A 16,413-nucleotide genomic window follows, 5' to 3' on the forward strand; every position below is an offset into this window, starting at 1 on the left:
ATGGCAGTGTATAGTTAGGCCAGTTTTGTACGCACTTACTAAATATCAATAATTATAATGTTGCCGAGTCTATATGATAGGCACATTGCATTTTTTATTTTAATCATTTTTATAAGGATTATATTATGTCAGACCGTTACGGTGATTTTGTTCAGTCTTCTCTTGGCAAAAAAGTGGCCAAAAATTTGGGTTTGCCATTACCAGTGACTCTTGATCGTTTCGAGAGTGGTGAGAATTTAGTACGCGGTAGTGTGTTGGTTGGTCGTGCTAAGGGCGAGGATAAAAGCGTTAGCGCATCGATCTCACGTATTTTGTCAGATGTACATGCTGACGTTTATGTGAACAGCAGCGACGATATCAAAGATGAATTGGCTGATGCGAGCATCGAAGCAAAAGCCAATACTGGTGGCGATGACAAATTCAAAGTTCTATTGTTTGATGCCAGTAATATTGTCAATGCTGAGCAGCTCAAAGAAGTGTATGAATTCTTCCATGCTGTTGCTCGCCGTGTCGATAAGTCTGGTCGAGTCATTATCGTTGGTCGTACACCAGAAAACATCACTGACATCGAAGCAGCAATGGCTCAGCGCTCACTTGAAGGCTTTGTAAAGTCTGTCGGTAAAGAATTTAAGCGCGGTGTTACGGCACAGCTTGTTTATGTTGAAGAAGGTGCAGAGCAAAATCTAGATTCGACGTTACGCTTTTTCACCTCAGCTCGTTCAGCGTATGTCTCAGGACAAGTTGTGCGTGTTAACAAAGGCGAATCAGTTGAAGTAGATTGGACGCAGCCTCTAGGTGGCAAAACCATGCTAGTGACTGGCGCAAGTCGCGGTATCGGCGAAGCAATCGCTCGTGTGTTGGCTCGTGAAGGCGCTCACGTTATCTGTCTCGATGTGCCGCAGCAGCAAGCTGATCTACAAAAAGTTGCGAGTGAAATCAGTGGTTCTGTCGTGACCGTTGACATCACTAGTGATGACGCAGGCAAAGAAATCGCAGAAGCAGCACAAAAGCGTGGCGGTCTGGATTCGATTATCCATAATGCTGGTGTCACACGTGATAAGACATTGGCAAACATGGACGAGAAAAAATGGGACATGGTGATCGATATCAACCTAGGCAGTATTGCTAGGCTAAATCGTTACTTACTAGACAATGACGTGCTAAAAGAAAATGCACGTATCGTCTGTGTGTCGTCAATTTCAGGTATCGCTGGTAACTTGGGTCAAACCAACTATGCCACGTCGAAAGCGGGTGTTATTGGTCTGGTTGATGCGACTGCTAAGCAACTAGAAGACAATGCTAAAGGCATGACAATTAATGCAGTGGCACCAGGATTTATTGAAACTCAAATGACGGAAGCGATTCCATTTGCTATTCGTGAAGCGGGTCGCCGCATGAACTCAATGAGCCAAGGCGGCTTGCCAGTAGATGTTGCTGAAACCATCGCATGGTTTGCATCACCTGCTTCTGGTGGCTTGAACGGCAACGTGGTTCGTGTTTGTGGTCAGAGCTTACTAGGGGCCTAACACCTATTTCTAAGTAGACAGAGGTAATGATTAAGCCTATAGTAAATATATAATATAGTGCATTATTTATTATTTACCTCACATATGCTTACGAAAAAATTGCTGATAAATCGTAATAAAGCTGCCCGAGGGTGGCTTTTTTATGATAAAAACACAGAAACCATCAGCCAAATTATGTTTCGTTATAATAAGTGCTTGTAACCTGTATTAAAAATCACGTAGATTACTTATACTTTGGATTGAGTATAGCGCTTAAGATACTGTTTACTGGTAAGCCTTAACGAACGACTTTATAGCATCTCTGTATGCACCAAGAAAATTTGCTCAAGCCCCACTTAGGATTTATTATGTCAGACAAGCATTATGATGCGCTGCCAAAAGCGCATACGACCTACGCCAATATCGTCAAAAGTTTATTGCCTATCGTCAATAATGGTAAAGTTAGTAGAGATCAATTGCCGCAATCGACCTATTATGTGGACGATCTGCACATCGATCAGGGTAACTTAAACGATTATCGTAAAATTTGTGGTTTTGCTGATAATGGCAATATCCCGATTACATACTTTTCGGTGCTGTCTCAAACGCTGCAAATGAACATGATGGTCAAAGAGCCGTTCCCATTTGCTATGCTGGGGTTGGTACACGTCGATAACAGTGTGACCCAGTATCGTCCAATTGGTGAGCGTGAAACGGTCGCTATGTCTGTCACCTTTGACAACTTGCGTGACCATGCTCAAGGTCAGCAGTTTGATTTTGTGACAACGGTAAAATCAGAAGACAAGGTTATTTGGGAAGGTACGTCGACTTATCTGTCACGTAGCAAACAACCAAGCCGTAGTAAAGATAAAAAAAGCACACCGCGTCCTGTAGTGGTCAAACCGTCAGTCAATCCAAAAGGTGTACACAGTATCTTTGAAGTACCAGAAGATATCGGTCGTCGTTATGCCTTTGTGTCAGGTGACTTTAACCTTATCCACTTACATCCATTATCTGCGCGTGCTTTTGGCTTCCCTAAAGCCATCGCTCACGGTATGTGGTCAAAGGCCAAGTGTCTTGCCATGATGGATGAGTTGCCAGATGCTTGTACCGTTGATGTATCGTTCAAACTGCCTATCTTTTTGCCAGCAGAAGTCGAACTCATCGCTGATCCAGTGGCACAGTTTGAGAGCGCAGATGGCACTTGTGAGTTTGGCCTATATAGCGCTAAGAATGACAAGCCGCATTTGGCAGGTACGGTTATATTACAGAGTGATAGTTAACAAAAGCTAGCATAGAAGTCAGTAACATGACTGCCGTTTAACTAACAACTATTTCAATAGCAAACTCAAACTTAACGAACAACTTTATACTTATGACTGCACATACGGAAGCAACAAGCCCAGAACAACTTGATAATTCAGCTGCCAATGACGATGTCGCTAACAACGACGTTGCTAATAACGACGTTGTTAACAATGAGGCTGAGACTACAAACGTCACACCTGACCAAGAGGCTCCTGATAATGGTGTCGATTTAGCTGCCATTTTTGAGCCTTATTTTCGTCCTGATGACAACACCATTGTATGCGGTGCACTCGATGACGAAAAGGTAGTAGCTTTAGCGCAAGCGGGTGTCGAGCTAGTAATTAATTTGCAGCCTGATGATGAATTGAGTTTTGATGAATCATCAGCGGTTGAGCAGGCAGGTATGCACTATGAGCATCTGCCTATTAGCGGCGCGGCGGATTTAAAACAGCTAAAAATATTGGCGTTTGACAATATTTTACGCCAAAACCATGGCAAAAAAATAGCCGTACATTGCGGAACTGGTAACAGAGTAGGCGCGGCAATTGCGTTGCGTGCAGGTTGGTTGCGCGGGCGTAAGATGGATACTGCTATGGAACGTGGGCGCAGTCATGGTTTGACTAAGCTTGCCGAAGAAGTCCATAATCGTCTATTGGTACCACGTTAAAGTATAAGCACGTTTGACGAGTAAAAAGGCGACCGATAGGTGGCCTTTTTTTTGAGTAAATAAAAACAAGTTTGACACCGCTAATCGTACTTTTTGGGGTTGGTATAATACTAAGCGCTAAGGTTTTTCATACTTAGCTATTTTATAAAACAGAGCAGGAAAACTATGACCGATAATAATAAAACTGATCACAACAATCAGATTAATACACAACTTCAGCAGCACTTACAGCAACTGCTCACCGATTTACAGCTTGATGATGCGCCAGCAGGTGGTGCGGTGGTTGTCTATCAGGCTGGCAAGTGTATTGCTCAGGCAAGTACGGGGTTGGCACGTTTAGACATGTCATGGCAGCCTGACACTTTAGCGATTAACTTTTCGACAGGTAAAGGTATATTGGCGACGCTGGTACATGTATTGGTTTCGCAGCAGATGCTTGATTATGACATGCCTATTGCACACTATTGGCCAGCATTTGCGGCACAGGATAAAGGTGAGCTTACGCTACGCAATGTGATGTCACACCAAGCCAATTTATTTTCCATTCAAAGTATAGAGGTAGACAGTGAAGCCTTGCTTGACTGGGAATACATGCTCAAGACGGTTGCTGCAATGCCGATCACTGCACCAGACCATACCGAGCTATATGACAGTGCTTATAGTGCTTTAGTCTATGGTTGGGTGTTGGGCGGTGTGATAGAAGCCGTTACTGAACTGTCTTTAGCTGAAGCGCTGCGCCGTTATCTTACTGAGCCTTTAGGTATCGCTGATAGCTGTTACTTTGGCGTACCAGCAAGTAAAGTTAACCAAGTGGCAAAGCTGGCCAAAGATTTTGAGTCATCAAATGAAGACAGCTCACAATTGCGTAGTAAGCGTCAAAAACCAACCTTAAAGGTGGATTCACAAAGTGTCTTGCGTGCTTACGAAAACCTGCCTAGTTACGCATGTTGGCAGCAACAAGCCTTAGCGAATATGAAATCGGCAGATATTGGCCAAGCTGATGAGCAAACCAACTTGCCTAAGTTGGACACGGCTTATATTAATCGTTTGTACTTTGACACGAGCAAGCTCAATCTAAAAAATTATAAGGCAGCGCTCATACCAGTTGGAAAACAAGCGATCGATTATCATAGTCGTGAGACGCTACAGGCCGTGATTCCAGCCGCCAATGGTGTCGCCTCAGCTCAGGCCTTGGCAACCATTTATGCCATGCTTGCCAGTGGCGGCGAGTGGCAAGGACAAACGCTTATTGATAGCACAATCTTTGAACAGCTATCCACACCACAAGTCTCAGGACTAGATGCTGTCATGCCAGCAGCGATGCATTGGCGTTTGGGTTATCATCGCCGGTTTGATATTTGTCAAAGCGAAGCCAATGAAAAAACTGATGTAAGCAAGCAAGGATTTGGACACATGGGCTACAACGGTTCAGTTGCTTGGTGTGACCCTGAGCGCCAGTTGTCATTTGCCTTTGTCCATAATTTTGATTCAACAATGCTCAATGATATCCGTCAGTTTGCGCTAACGGAATCTGTGTTGAGTATGATTGATGCAGCGCTTTAAAAACCTTACTGATAAGTTCAATGAGGCTTATTCGGTGTCATTTTAAGTAGCCTAGTTGCACTCAAGCCATGAATAAAGATTGAGGTTAAAATCACAATTGAGCAGACAATCCATAACTTGAGTGCATCTTCATCACCGAAGAACCCTTGGTTCAGCGCATAAGATAAATAATACAACGTACCAATACCACGGATACCTAATGCTGAGATAGCGTATTTTTCAGTGCGAGGAAGATTCAGCCCTGATAAAGCGATAAACCCACCAATGGGACGTATCAATAATAGGAAAGTGAAGCTGACGATGTAAACACGCCACGTCAGCTCCACACCTGACTGTAATCCTTGACCTAGAAAAATGCCAAACATAACCAGTACGAGCGACATAAGCAAACCTTCGGATTGCTCTGCGAAATCATGGAGTTTGTGATGGTAGCTGTGCTCATGCTCTGAACGCCGGAAGGCAAATGCCGCAATAAAGACAGCGATAAAACCATAACTGTGTACAAACTCTGCTAATCCATATGCCACGAGTGTCAGGGCAATGACCACATAGCCTTGAGAAATAGTAGTGTCTTGGCTATATTTCGAAAATACCAGCTTTGCCATGACTTTACCCACGACAATACCCACCACCAAACCTGCGCCAATTTTCCACAGTACATCATGGGTGAACCACGACCAAAGCATCTCACTAGTAAAGCTATTACCTTCACTAAATGCTTCTGCTATTTTTATTGCCAGATAAACGAAAGGGAAAGCCAGTCCGTCGTTAAGTCCTGCCTCTGAGGTGAGGGTAAATCGCGGTGTATCTTCGCCACCCGTATTAGGCGGCCCTACCTGAATGCTAGACGCCAATACCGGATCGGTTGGGGCTAGCACAGCCCCTAGCAAAATAGCTGCTCCAAGGCTCAAACCAAACGCGTAATATCCCAAAATAGCCATCGCAAAGATACCAATCGGCATGGTAATCAGTAATAGGCGTACTGTCGGCCTCCACAATCGCCAAGACAGCTTGGTATCAATCTTGATACCAGCGCCCACCAATGATACGAGCACCACAATTTCGGTTAGTTTTTCGATGATTAAACCGTTATCCATCGGATCTAAAAACGATAGGGTCGTCCACCAATAGCCCATAATTAGACCAAAGCTGACCTGTAGCATAGGTAAGGAGACGGGCGTGCGTTTAAACATAATAGGAAACAACGCTCCTAGTAAGAAAGCGACACCGCAAATTAATAAGAATAAATTATAGTTTTCGATCATAAGGAGTAGGCACGTCGTGGTTTTTAAGGGGGTGGTTTTGATAACCCTTATCATGACGCCAAAAAAAATCAATTACCGCAAAAAATCGTTATTAAAACGTCTGCTACGTTGTTTTTTGGTGAAAAAAAGCCTGCATCGCGCAGGCTTAATTGATTATGAGACTATGGCTTTGTTTTAAGATAATTTATTTACCTTAAAACACCGTTTTCACGTTTTAGCGTTCTACTTGGCTCACATCACGGACAGCACCAGTATCGGCACTGGTCGTCATAGCAGCATAGGCACGTAGCGCAGGGGTTACGTGACGATCACGGCTCACAGGCTTCCATGCATCGCGCCCGCGTGCTTCCATCGCATCTCGGCGTGCGGCCAAGTCGGCATCACTGACTTGCATGTTGATGGTACGATTTGGGATGTCGATATGGATGGTATCGCCTTCTTCAACCAGACCGATGGCACCACCTTCGGCTGCTTCAGGGCTGGCATGACCAATTGATAAACCTGACGTACCACCAGAGAAGCGACCATCGGTGAGTAGGGCACACTCTTTACCCAAGCCTTTAGACTTTAGATAAGTCGTTGGGTAAAGCATTTCTTGCATACCAGGGCCGCCTTTAGGGCCTTCATAGCGGATAATGACCACATCACCGGCAACGATATCGTCAGCCAATACCGCAGCGACGGCATCATCTTGTGACTCAAATAGACGCGCGCGACCAGTAAATACTAAGATGCTTTCGTCAACGCCCGCGGTTTTGACCACACAGCCACGCTCGGCGATATTGCCATACAGTACGGCCAAGCCACCATCTGTAGAATAGGCATGTTGGGCACTACGGATACAACCAGACTCGCGGTTAACGTCTAAATTTGACCATTCTTTTGATTGTGAAAACGCTTCAGTGGTACGTACGCCACCAGGCGCTGCAAGGAATCGTGCACGCGCCTCAAGGTTATCAGCGTTCATGATATCCCACTTATCAATCGCTTCTTTCATCGTTGCACTATGAATAGTCGGTACGTCAGTGCTGAGTAAGCCTGCACGATCAAGCTCAGCCAATAACGCAAAGACACCACCAGCACGATGCACATCTTCCATATGGTATTTTTGTGAGGCAGGAGCGACTTTTGCAAGACAAGGCACACCACGGCTTAGACGGTCAATATCATGCATTTTAAAGTCGATTTCTGCTTCATTAGCAGCCGCTAACAGATGCAAGATAGTATTGGTCGAGCCACCCATGGCGATATCCAAGGTCATCGCGTTTTCAAAAGCCGCTTTGCTAGCGATTGAGCGTGGTAAGACTGAATCATCATCTTGCTCATAGCGACGTTTGGCCAATGACACAATGGTGCGACCTGCTTCTAAGAATAGCTCACGGCGCAATGAGTGAGTGGCTAGTAGCGAGCCATTACCCGGTAATGCCAAGCCTAAAGCTTCGGTCAAGCAATTCATTGAGTTAGCAGTAAACATACCAGAGCATGAACCACAAGTTGGACAAGCTGAGGCTTCGATAGCGGCTACATCTTCATCACTAATGCTGTCATCAGCGGCATCCATCATTGCATCGACGAGGTCGAGTTTACGAACCGCGCTGCTGTCACTACTATCAGTATTGTGACTCTTACCAACGGTACTGGCTAAAATCTTGCCCGCTTCCATTGGGCCACCTGAAATAAACACTACTGGAATGTTAAGGCGCATGGCAGCCATCAACATACCCGGTGTGATTTTATCGCAGTTAGAGATACACACTAGCGCATCCGCGCAGTGAGCATTGACCATGTATTCGACAGAGTCAGCAATCAGGTCGCGGCTGGGTAGCGAGTACAACATACCGCTATGGCCCATCGCAATACCATCATCGACCGCAATAGTATTGAACTCTTTTGCAACGCCGCCTGCTTGCTCAATCTCACGTGCGACCAGTTGTCCAAGATCTTTTAGATGCACGTGACCAGGTACAAACTGAGTAAATGAGTTGGCAATGGCAATAATTGGCTTGCCAAAGTCGCCATCAGTCATGCCAGTTGCACGCCATAATGCGCGAGCGCCTGCCATATTACGACCACCAGTAGAGGTTTTTGAGCGATAATCCATGTGATATTCCTTACAAATAGGCGAGGTTTGTGAAAATGTGCAGCCTCAGCTGTGATATTGATAGTGTGCTTTTTATGATGCGTGAGGACTAGTGAATAATTCTAGGTTGTTACCATACCATTAGCTATGAATACCTAAAAACAATTCGTTGCTTATGATAAATGATGGATCAAAAAAGTGCTATTCAAGACGCTCCAATATCGCTGTCTCAAACCACGGCAGCTTGACTTTATCTGCATCCAGTTTGGCGATAATCACTAACGCATGAGTCGATGGCAAAAGCTGATAATCGCTACTCACATCGATGTTCATAATCTGGGCGTTAGCGGGTGCTTGTTCGTCGATACTGACCAGCGCCTGCTGAGTGTTTTTATAGAGCACATCCACTCGGCCAAAAAACTGCCAGTCTTTAAACGAAGCGGCGAGCGCGTCAGCAGCATTTTTGGTATAGATTTGCTGTGTCTCTTTGCCTGTGTTGGTCCAATGTAGACGTACTGCTAATTGCAGACTCTCACTAAAAACAACCAATGAGCCAATGACTTTGACATGCCAAGGGCTAGCCAATAATGCTTCACTAATACCAATTAATTGAGCGGCTTCATGAGCTGTCATGGGTATATTGAATTTAGCCAGTAGCGCAGGTGTGAGTGGATGTGTCTGTTTAATCACATCGTCTAAACTGTCGTAATGATACAGAAAGGGCAGCGGGAGGTCTTGAGTGACTGTTTTTTTGCTGATTTTACAATTATGAATCCGCCAAGCGATTGTTTTATCAGTTAAGGCATCTGCCAAAATAATGGTATTAGGCGCAAGGGTTTGCGCGCTATTATTAGCATTAGTTTGCTCCGCATCGCTCACAGACACGCTATCATCGGATACAGAGATTGATGGCGTGTCATTAAGTGTGGAATGAGCGTGATTGTCATCTGATTGAGTCGTCAAGGTAGGCGAGTCCATAAACATCATGTTATTAAAATAGAGGGTTAATATAACATTTTAAGGGCATGGCTCGCTAATAAATTGGTGAGTGAGCATCGTTGAAATATGGCTTGATATTTTTCAAATACGATTGTGATAGCGACTTGTACTTAACTGGCATTTCGTCCACTATATGACAGACAATTTTATCTATTTTAGATAACTATGAAGCAAGTAATTGACTAATAATAAAACTCTCAAAGGAAAAATAATGACTGAATTGAATCAACAAACTACTTATGATAACAACAACATTTTTGCCAAAATGCTAGACGGTGATATTCCATATCATAAAGTATATGAAGATGATAAAACGCTCGCCTTTATGGATATCATGCCACAAGCAGAAGGCCATGTATTGGTCATACCAAAACAGAAGGCCGTTGATTTAGCGGATCTGGAGCCTGAATATGCCGCGGCTGTTTTGATGACGTCTAAGAAAGTCATGCAAGCCCAGCGCCAAGTGTTTGCGCGAGAAGGAATTATTCAAATGCAATTAAATGGTGCGCAGGCAGGGCAGACCGTGTTTCATTATCATATACATTTAATTCCTAGCAGTATTCATGAGCTGGGTCGCCATGCCGCTGTGATGGCTGACCAAGAGCAGTTGGCCAATTTGGCTAAGCAGTTGGCAGCGGTGATTGATGCTGAGTAAATAAAATATAATCAGAGATTGGGGCGTGTCTTCAATTCACCCGATAGTCATCTCAATGGGCTAAAAATGGCTAAATCTTGCCAAACATCGTCAAATAGCGGGTTAATATCCCGATATTATCTGCGCTATTTTTCTTGTTTGACGGCAATTTATCTCATTTTTATCACCATTTTTGAAATGAAGACACGCCCTAGAAGCATTAATCTCGCTTGAGATGTCAGTTATAAATCGCGAATAGGTCTATATCAATAAAAAGGTAGCTAACAAGCTGCCTTTTTTTATTGCTTGGTAATAGTCATGTAACAATCTTTGAAGTAATGTTACGAATTCAGTGCTTACCTAGGGTTTCTGAAAGGAGTGTGATAAAAATCATACCTATCTACGTACGTTTGATTCATTTTGAGGACATTGTTTTTTATGAGTAAATTACCTCGTTCGACTATTTTACTGCCAGTGTTTGTGCCAGCAGCGATTATTATGCTGTTATTGGTGGTTGGTACGGCTATCAACCCTGATGCAGCGGGAGCGCTGTTCAGTGATGTGCTGAATTTTACCACCGAAACGTTTGGTTGGTTTTATATGCTGGCAGTAGCATTGTTTTTATTATTTATTATCGCATTGGCCTTTTCGCCTTATGGTGGGATTAAGCTTGGGCCTGATCATGCAGAGGCTGAGTATAAGTTCCTAGAATGGTTTGCCATGCTGTTTTCGGCAGGCTACGGGATTGCGCTGCTCTTCTTTGGTGTGGCAGAGCCTGTCATGCATTTTGCCAGTCCGCCTATGTCTGCGCCAGAGACCATTGCCGCTGCAAAAGAAGCGATGCAGATTGCTTACTTTCATTGGGGTTTTCACATTTGGGCGATTTATGCCGTAGTAGGGTTATCGCTGGCATATTTCTCCTTTCGCCATGGTTTGCCGCTGTCGATGCGCTCCACGTTATATCCTCTGATTGGCGATAAGATACATGGTCCTATCGGTCATGCGGTCGATGTGTTTGCGATTGTCGGTACCATGTTTGGTATCGCGACCAGTTTGGGTCTATCGGTATCACAAATCAACGCGGGTCTGAATTATCTCATGCCAGATCTGGTTCCCGTTAGTACGGGCGTTCAGGTCATTGCCATTGCAGTGATTACCGCTGCTGCACTGGCATCAGTGCTGGCAGGTATGGATAAAGGCGTAAAGCGACTGTCTATCTTAAATATGCTATTGGCAACTGCCTTAATGCTTTTTGTATTCATCGTGGGACCGACGATATTTATCCTCAATGCTTTTATGGAAAATACAGGTAGCTACTTGGGTAATATCGTTGAGCGTACCTTTAGCTTGCAGGCTTATGAGCATAATGACTGGATTGGCAATTGGACGCTGTTTATCTTTGCATGGACGATTGCATGGGCGCCATTTGTTGGTTTGTTTATCGCCAAGATTAGCCGTGGTCGTACGATTCGTGAGTTCGTGTTAGGGGTGATGTTAGTACCGACTTTCTTTACCTTTTTCTGGTTTGCTGTATTTGGTGACACCGCGCTGAATATGATCATGATTGATGGCTATAACTCATTAATCGGTGACGTGCAAAATAACCAAGCGATTGCTTTGTTTAAGCTATTAGAGAACTTACCATTTACTCAATTCGTCTCTTCACTAACAGTTCTATTGATTATTACCTTTTTTGTGACCTCATCGGATTCTGGCTCATTGGTCATTGATGCGCTAGCGGCTGGTGGCCGTAGTGATACGCCATGGTGGCAGCGGACGTTTTGGGTGGTGACAGAAGGTGCGGTCGCGTCAGCACTGCTATTGGCTGGTGGACTAGAAGCCTTGCAAACAGCCGCTATTGTGAGTGCCTTGCCGTTTGCCGTCATTATGTTGATTGCGATGTTTGGGATGTGGCGTGCGTTACGTATCGAAGGTCATCGTAACCAAAGCTTGGATAATAATAGCAAGCTACCACCGCATCTATTAAATTCATCAGCATGGCGCGATCGTATTGATTACATCACCGATCAGCCCACACGAGACAAAGTTTTAAGCTATATCAAAAATGTAGTCATGCCATCGATGACTGAGGTTTCAGAGAAGTTCGCTGAAACAGGTTGGAAGCCATCTGTGAATTATGATGCTATTAATAATCGCGCGATACTGGAACTACAACGCGGTGACGATGTTGAGTTTTGGTATGAAGTGCGCTTGTCAGAGCATGATGCCCCTGATTATTACACTGAAAAAATGGCCAATGATTTGCCACAAGAGCATCATCACCGTGCAGAAGTATATCTGCGCCGTGGCGGTCAAACCTATGATTTGTACGGTTATAAGTCAGATTCTGTCATCAACGATATCATCGATCAGTTCGAAAAATATCTGCACTTCTTAAACGTGTCTCCAGATAGCCTACCATGGCGTATGCAAGAGCACGATGAAGACATCACATTAGAGCAGGGCAGTGTGTTCGATAAATGATCGGCTTGATGATGAATTAGTGTTTATTGATGCAAGTTATTCACGTTAATAGCTTGCAATAAGTGCAGGATTCCTTAGAATAACGGCTTGTTTTCTCTGCAGATCAAGCCGTTTTTTTATGTCTATAGATTCTCCTGTTTTACCCTCGTCTTTGCCAGTGTCTGAGCATCCATTATTGCAGCCGTTAACTATCGGTGGTCTGACGATTGAAAATCGTCTGATGGTAGCTCCTATGGCGGGTGTGACAGACAATCCTTTTCGCCGACTGTGTAAGTCATTTGGCGCAGGTCACGCAGTCAGCGAGATGATTATCGCTGATACGGCGCTTTATGCACGCAAAAAATCGCTTTATCGTGCCAATTTCGATAATGAAATTGCGCCTATTTCTGCGCAGATAGCAGGGGCCGAACCGGATAAGCTGGCTGAAGCTGCTCGTTATCAAATTGATAATGGTGCGCAGATTATCGATATTAATATGGGCTGCCCCGCCAAAAAAGTTTGCCGCAAGCTGGCAGGTTCTGCGTTGCTGCAGGATGAAGATATGGTTGCGCGCTTGTTAGATGCGGCGGTCAATGCAGTCGATGCCCCTGTGACATTAAAAACGCGACTGGGCTATGAAAATGGCCGCGAAAATATCTTGCGAGTGGCCAAGCGGGCGGAGCAAGCAGGCATTGCCGCGATTGCCATTCATGGGCGTACGCGTGAGGATATGTATACGGGCGAAGCACGCTATGAGCTGATACGTGAAGTCAAAGAAAGCATCAGTATTCCAGTCATCGCCAACGGTGATATTGATAGCGCACAAAAAGCCCAGCGTGTTTATGAGCTGACAGGCTGTGATGCCGTCATGATAGGGCGGGCAGCCCAAGGTCAGCCGTGGATATTTCGTGATATCGGGCATTTTTTACGGACTGGTGAGACTCTAGAAGCACCTAGTGTGAGCGAGATAAAAGAGATTGTACTGGCGCACTTGCAAGAGCTATATGGCTTTTATGGTGAGTACTCTGGTTGCCGTATCGCTCGCAAGCATATCGCTTGGTATACAACGGGTATTCCAAACTCTAACGCCTTTAGACAAGCGATGTATGGTGAAGAGAGTACCGCTGGGCAGTTTCGGGTTGTTGAAAGTTTTTTGCAAGCGCACGAGTGATAGGTAACACAAACGTTTACTGCCACAGGAATATTGGGTTATTGAATCGGTGAAATCGCAAATGCAGTAATCACACTATTATAAGTTTTTGAATTCCCAAAGTCGTCAAATTATCTGGATGCGATGGCTGTTTTATTCACTTTAGTCCATGCTTTCTTGCTATTCTATAATTGAGATGTTCATAGGCATAGGACAAAAAAAAGGAATTTTTATGGCAAATCCCTCGAAACAAGCGATAACCAAAGCAGTAACAGGTAAGAATATTATTATTACAGGAGCTTCAAGTGGTATTGGCGAACGTACGGCTTTTTTGCTTAGCGAATGCGGTGCTCATGTTATCCTATTGGCACGTACTGAAGACAAACTGAAAGCCGTTCAAGAAAGTATCGAGGAGCTTGGTGGTAATGCTGATTATTACCCTTGCGATTTGACTGATATGGATGCTATTGAAAAAGTTAGTGAGCAAATTTTGATGGATTTTGGCCATGTTGATGTCTTGGTGAATAACGCTGGTCGCTCGATTCGTCGTTCAGTTCATGAATCGGTCGATCGTTTCCATGATTTTGAGCGTACGATGGATATCAATTACTTTGGCGCCGTTAAAATAGTTCTCGGATTTTTGCCGACGATGATTGAACGTCAGACGGGTCAAATTGTTAACATATCCTCGATTGGTGTACTGGCAAACAGCCCGCGCTTTGCCGCTTATGTCGCATCTAAGTCGGCATTAGATGCTTTTAGTCGCTGCTTAGCTGCTGAAGTAAAAGGGGATAATGTGACGATTACCAATATCTTTATGCCATTGGTTCGTACGCCTATGATTGCCCCAACCAAGCTATACCGCTACATGCCTGCGTTGATGCCTGATGAAGCCGCGTTGATGGTCGCAAGAGCTATCGTTGATAAGCCAAATAGTATTGCTAGTAATATGGGCAAGTTTGCGTCAGCTACTTACTCATTGGCACCAGCGATCAACGTCGGTATTCAATCGATAGGTTATCGTATTTTCCCAAGCACCCGCGCTGGAATGACTACCGATAAGAAGCTAAACCTTGCCCAGCGTGCTTTTGCCAGAATCCTTCCTGGTGAGTATCATTAAAACAGCAGATTGATTGGTTCTGATATAAGATCAAAGAGGATACTGCGGTATCCTTTTTTAGTACCTGAAGAGATATTAATACTTATATGAATAGGTAGAACAGCGGTGCTTTTTAGCTATCTGATGACCAGAACCACGAGATTATTAGACGTTTTAAGCTTTTACTACCTTAAACCTCGCTTAGAGTGTCAAATATACATACACAATCGGCCGCCTTGTATTTCTTTTAAACTGAATCAATTATAGTAGAATGAGTTTACCATGGCCTAATAGTCTCTACTCTCATGCTTAATGAGATTATTAATTAAGCTTTGCACATCCGAAAAATCCTAACAACCACATAGATACACACTAAGCACTCATTCTCTGAGTGTTAAAGAATTCACATAAGATAATTTGAAGAGGTAAGAATGTTAGTTAAATTGCTACGAGAAGGTCTAGGACGAATTATTGCTGGTATAAGTGTCATGACCCAAGGTAATGCTATGAAACGCACTGAAGAAGAACAAGCTCTTGTTAATAAGGCTGGTGAAGATTTATCGTTGTATCAATTTCAATCTTGTCCTTTTTGCGTAAAAGTACGTCGTCAAATTCATAAGTTAAATGTGCCTATTGAGCTTCGAGATGCAAAAAATAATGAGCAATTTCGCAATGAGCTTGCTGAAAACGGTGGGCGAATAAAAGTGCCTTGTTTACGTATTCAAGAAAACAACGATGTCCAATGGATGTATGAATCTAATGATATCAACGCTTACTTGCAACAGCGTTTTGGTTAGGGCATGTCCAAAATTCGAACAAAAACTGTTAAATGGGCTAAAAACGGCTAAAGTATGAGCACTGAAAACATGGATATCGAAAGCGAAACCGCTAACCAAGCTAACCAAATAGAAATTATCTATGAAGATGAGTATCTAGTGGCGATTAATAAAGAGGCTGGTCTACTGGTGCATCGCAGCTGGCTGGATAAAGGCGAGACGCGCTTTGCTATGCAACTTACCCGTGATGCGGTCGGTTGTCATGTGTTTCCGGTGCATCGGTTAGATAAGCCTACATCAGGTGTGTTGTTGTTTGCCAAGAGCCCAGCCGTGGCGCGTAGCCTGACCGAAGCGTTTACGGCACACAAGGTGACGAAGCAATATTTAGCTGTGGTGCGTGGCTTTATGTCAGAGCAGGGCAGCGTTGATTATGCGTTGAGCTTTAAGCCCGATGCGATTGCCGATAAGTTTGCCAATTTGGACAAGCCTGCTCAAGAGGCGGTGACGCATTGGCAGAGTTTGGCACAAATTGAGCTGCCGTTTGCAGTATCAAAAAAGCATGAGACTAGCCGCTATAGTCTCATACGCTTAACACCAGAGACTGGGCGTAAGCACCAGCTGCGTCGGCATATGAGACATTTATTCCATCATATCGTGGGTGACACGAGCCACGGTGACGGACGACACAATCGGTTTTTTCGTACTCAATATGATTGCGCACGTATGCTACTGCACGCCCAGACTTTAGCGCTTAACCATCCGGTTACTGGTGAGCCGTTGTTGCTAAAAGCGGGATTAGATGATCAATGGCTGCGTATCATGGAAGAATTTGCTTGGGTAGATAGTACTGAAAGTTCAAGTTCCTAATGAAATCGAGCATAAAAAAGACAGTTTATACAAGGTT

The 16,413-nt window shown here is 44.2% G+C and carries 13 protein-coding genes; 10 read left to right on the top strand and 3 right to left on the bottom strand.

What is annotated here, in order from left to right; translation table 11 throughout:
• Positions 1-125: 125 nt before the first annotated feature.
• From ACZW67_RS07740 to ACZW67_RS07755, 4 genes are all read left to right on the top strand, one after another.
• Positions 126-1,526, top strand: coding sequence for a 3-oxoacyl-ACP reductase (locus ACZW67_RS07740; RefSeq protein WP_465182793.1), 1,401 nt, complete (start codon positions 126-128; stop codon positions 1,524-1,526).
• Between the two features lie 347 nt (positions 1,527-1,873).
• Positions 1,874-2,788 (top strand): MaoC family dehydratase, encoded by a 915-nt coding sequence (locus ACZW67_RS07745; RefSeq protein WP_465182794.1) that lies wholly within the window; start codon positions 1,874-1,876, stop codon positions 2,786-2,788.
• A 92-nt stretch (positions 2,789-2,880) separates the two neighbouring features.
• Positions 2,881-3,480: a protein tyrosine phosphatase family protein gene (locus ACZW67_RS07750; protein WP_465182795.1), complete on the top strand. Its 600-nt coding sequence runs from the start codon at positions 2,881-2,883 to the stop codon at positions 3,478-3,480.
• 165 nt (positions 3,481-3,645) lie between these two features.
• Positions 3,646-5,043: a serine hydrolase domain-containing protein gene (locus ACZW67_RS07755; RefSeq protein WP_465182796.1), complete on the top strand. Its 1,398-nt coding sequence runs from the start codon at positions 3,646-3,648 to the stop codon at positions 5,041-5,043.
• Positions 5,044-5,060: 17 nt separating this feature from the next.
• On the opposite strand, the gene ACZW67_RS07760 is transcribed toward ACZW67_RS07755, so the two are convergent.
• The 3 genes from ACZW67_RS07760 to ACZW67_RS07770 form a co-directional block, all read right to left on the bottom strand.
• Positions 5,061-6,308: a cation:proton antiporter gene (locus tag ACZW67_RS07760; RefSeq protein WP_465182797.1), complete on the bottom strand. Its 1,248-nt coding sequence runs from the start codon at positions 6,306-6,308 to the stop codon at positions 5,061-5,063.
• 214 nt (positions 6,309-6,522) lie between these two features.
• Positions 6,523-8,409 (bottom strand): dihydroxy-acid dehydratase, encoded by a 1,887-nt coding sequence (gene ilvD / locus ACZW67_RS07765; protein WP_201551814.1) that lies wholly within the window; start codon positions 8,407-8,409, stop codon positions 6,523-6,525.
• Between the two features lie 180 nt (positions 8,410-8,589).
• Complete coding sequence (locus tag ACZW67_RS07770) at positions 8,590-9,366, bottom strand: hypothetical protein (RefSeq protein ID WP_465182798.1); 777 nt, start codon at positions 9,364-9,366, stop codon at positions 8,590-8,592.
• A 232-nt stretch (positions 9,367-9,598) separates the two neighbouring features.
• Between ACZW67_RS07770 and ACZW67_RS07775 the strand changes: the two genes are divergently transcribed.
• The 6 genes from ACZW67_RS07775 to truC all read left to right on the top strand — a co-directional run bounded on the left by ACZW67_RS07775 (position 9,599) and on the right by truC (position 16,376).
• Positions 9,599-10,042 (top strand): HIT family protein, encoded by a 444-nt coding sequence (locus ACZW67_RS07775; protein ID WP_465182799.1) that lies wholly within the window; start codon positions 9,599-9,601, stop codon positions 10,040-10,042.
• Positions 10,043-10,459: 417 nt separating this feature from the next.
• Positions 10,460-12,505 carry a BCCT family transporter gene (locus tag ACZW67_RS07780; RefSeq protein ID WP_110923025.1) on the top strand — a complete coding sequence of 682 codons (2,046 nt, stop codon included), beginning with the start codon at positions 10,460-10,462 and terminating at the stop codon, positions 12,503-12,505.
• Positions 12,506-12,623: 118 nt separating this feature from the next.
• Positions 12,624-13,655, top strand: a complete 1,032-nt coding sequence (gene dusB / locus ACZW67_RS07785; protein WP_465182800.1) for a tRNA dihydrouridine synthase DusB — start codon at positions 12,624-12,626, stop codon at positions 13,653-13,655.
• A 211-nt stretch (positions 13,656-13,866) separates the two neighbouring features.
• Positions 13,867-14,754, top strand: coding sequence for an SDR family NAD(P)-dependent oxidoreductase (locus ACZW67_RS07790; protein ID WP_465182801.1), 888 nt, complete (start codon positions 13,867-13,869; stop codon positions 14,752-14,754).
• Positions 14,755-15,164: 410 nt separating this feature from the next.
• Entirely contained in the window at positions 15,165-15,530 is a 366-nt protein-coding gene (locus ACZW67_RS07795; protein WP_197216232.1) for a glutaredoxin domain-containing protein, read from the top strand.
• A 54-nt stretch (positions 15,531-15,584) separates the two neighbouring features.
• Complete coding sequence (gene truC, locus ACZW67_RS07800) at positions 15,585-16,376, top strand: tRNA pseudouridine(65) synthase TruC (protein ID WP_465182802.1); 792 nt, start codon at positions 15,585-15,587, stop codon at positions 16,374-16,376.
• Positions 16,377-16,413 lie beyond the last annotated feature (37 nt).

The sequence above is a fragment of the Psychrobacter sp. TPE 89C genome, from assembly GCF_055522395.1.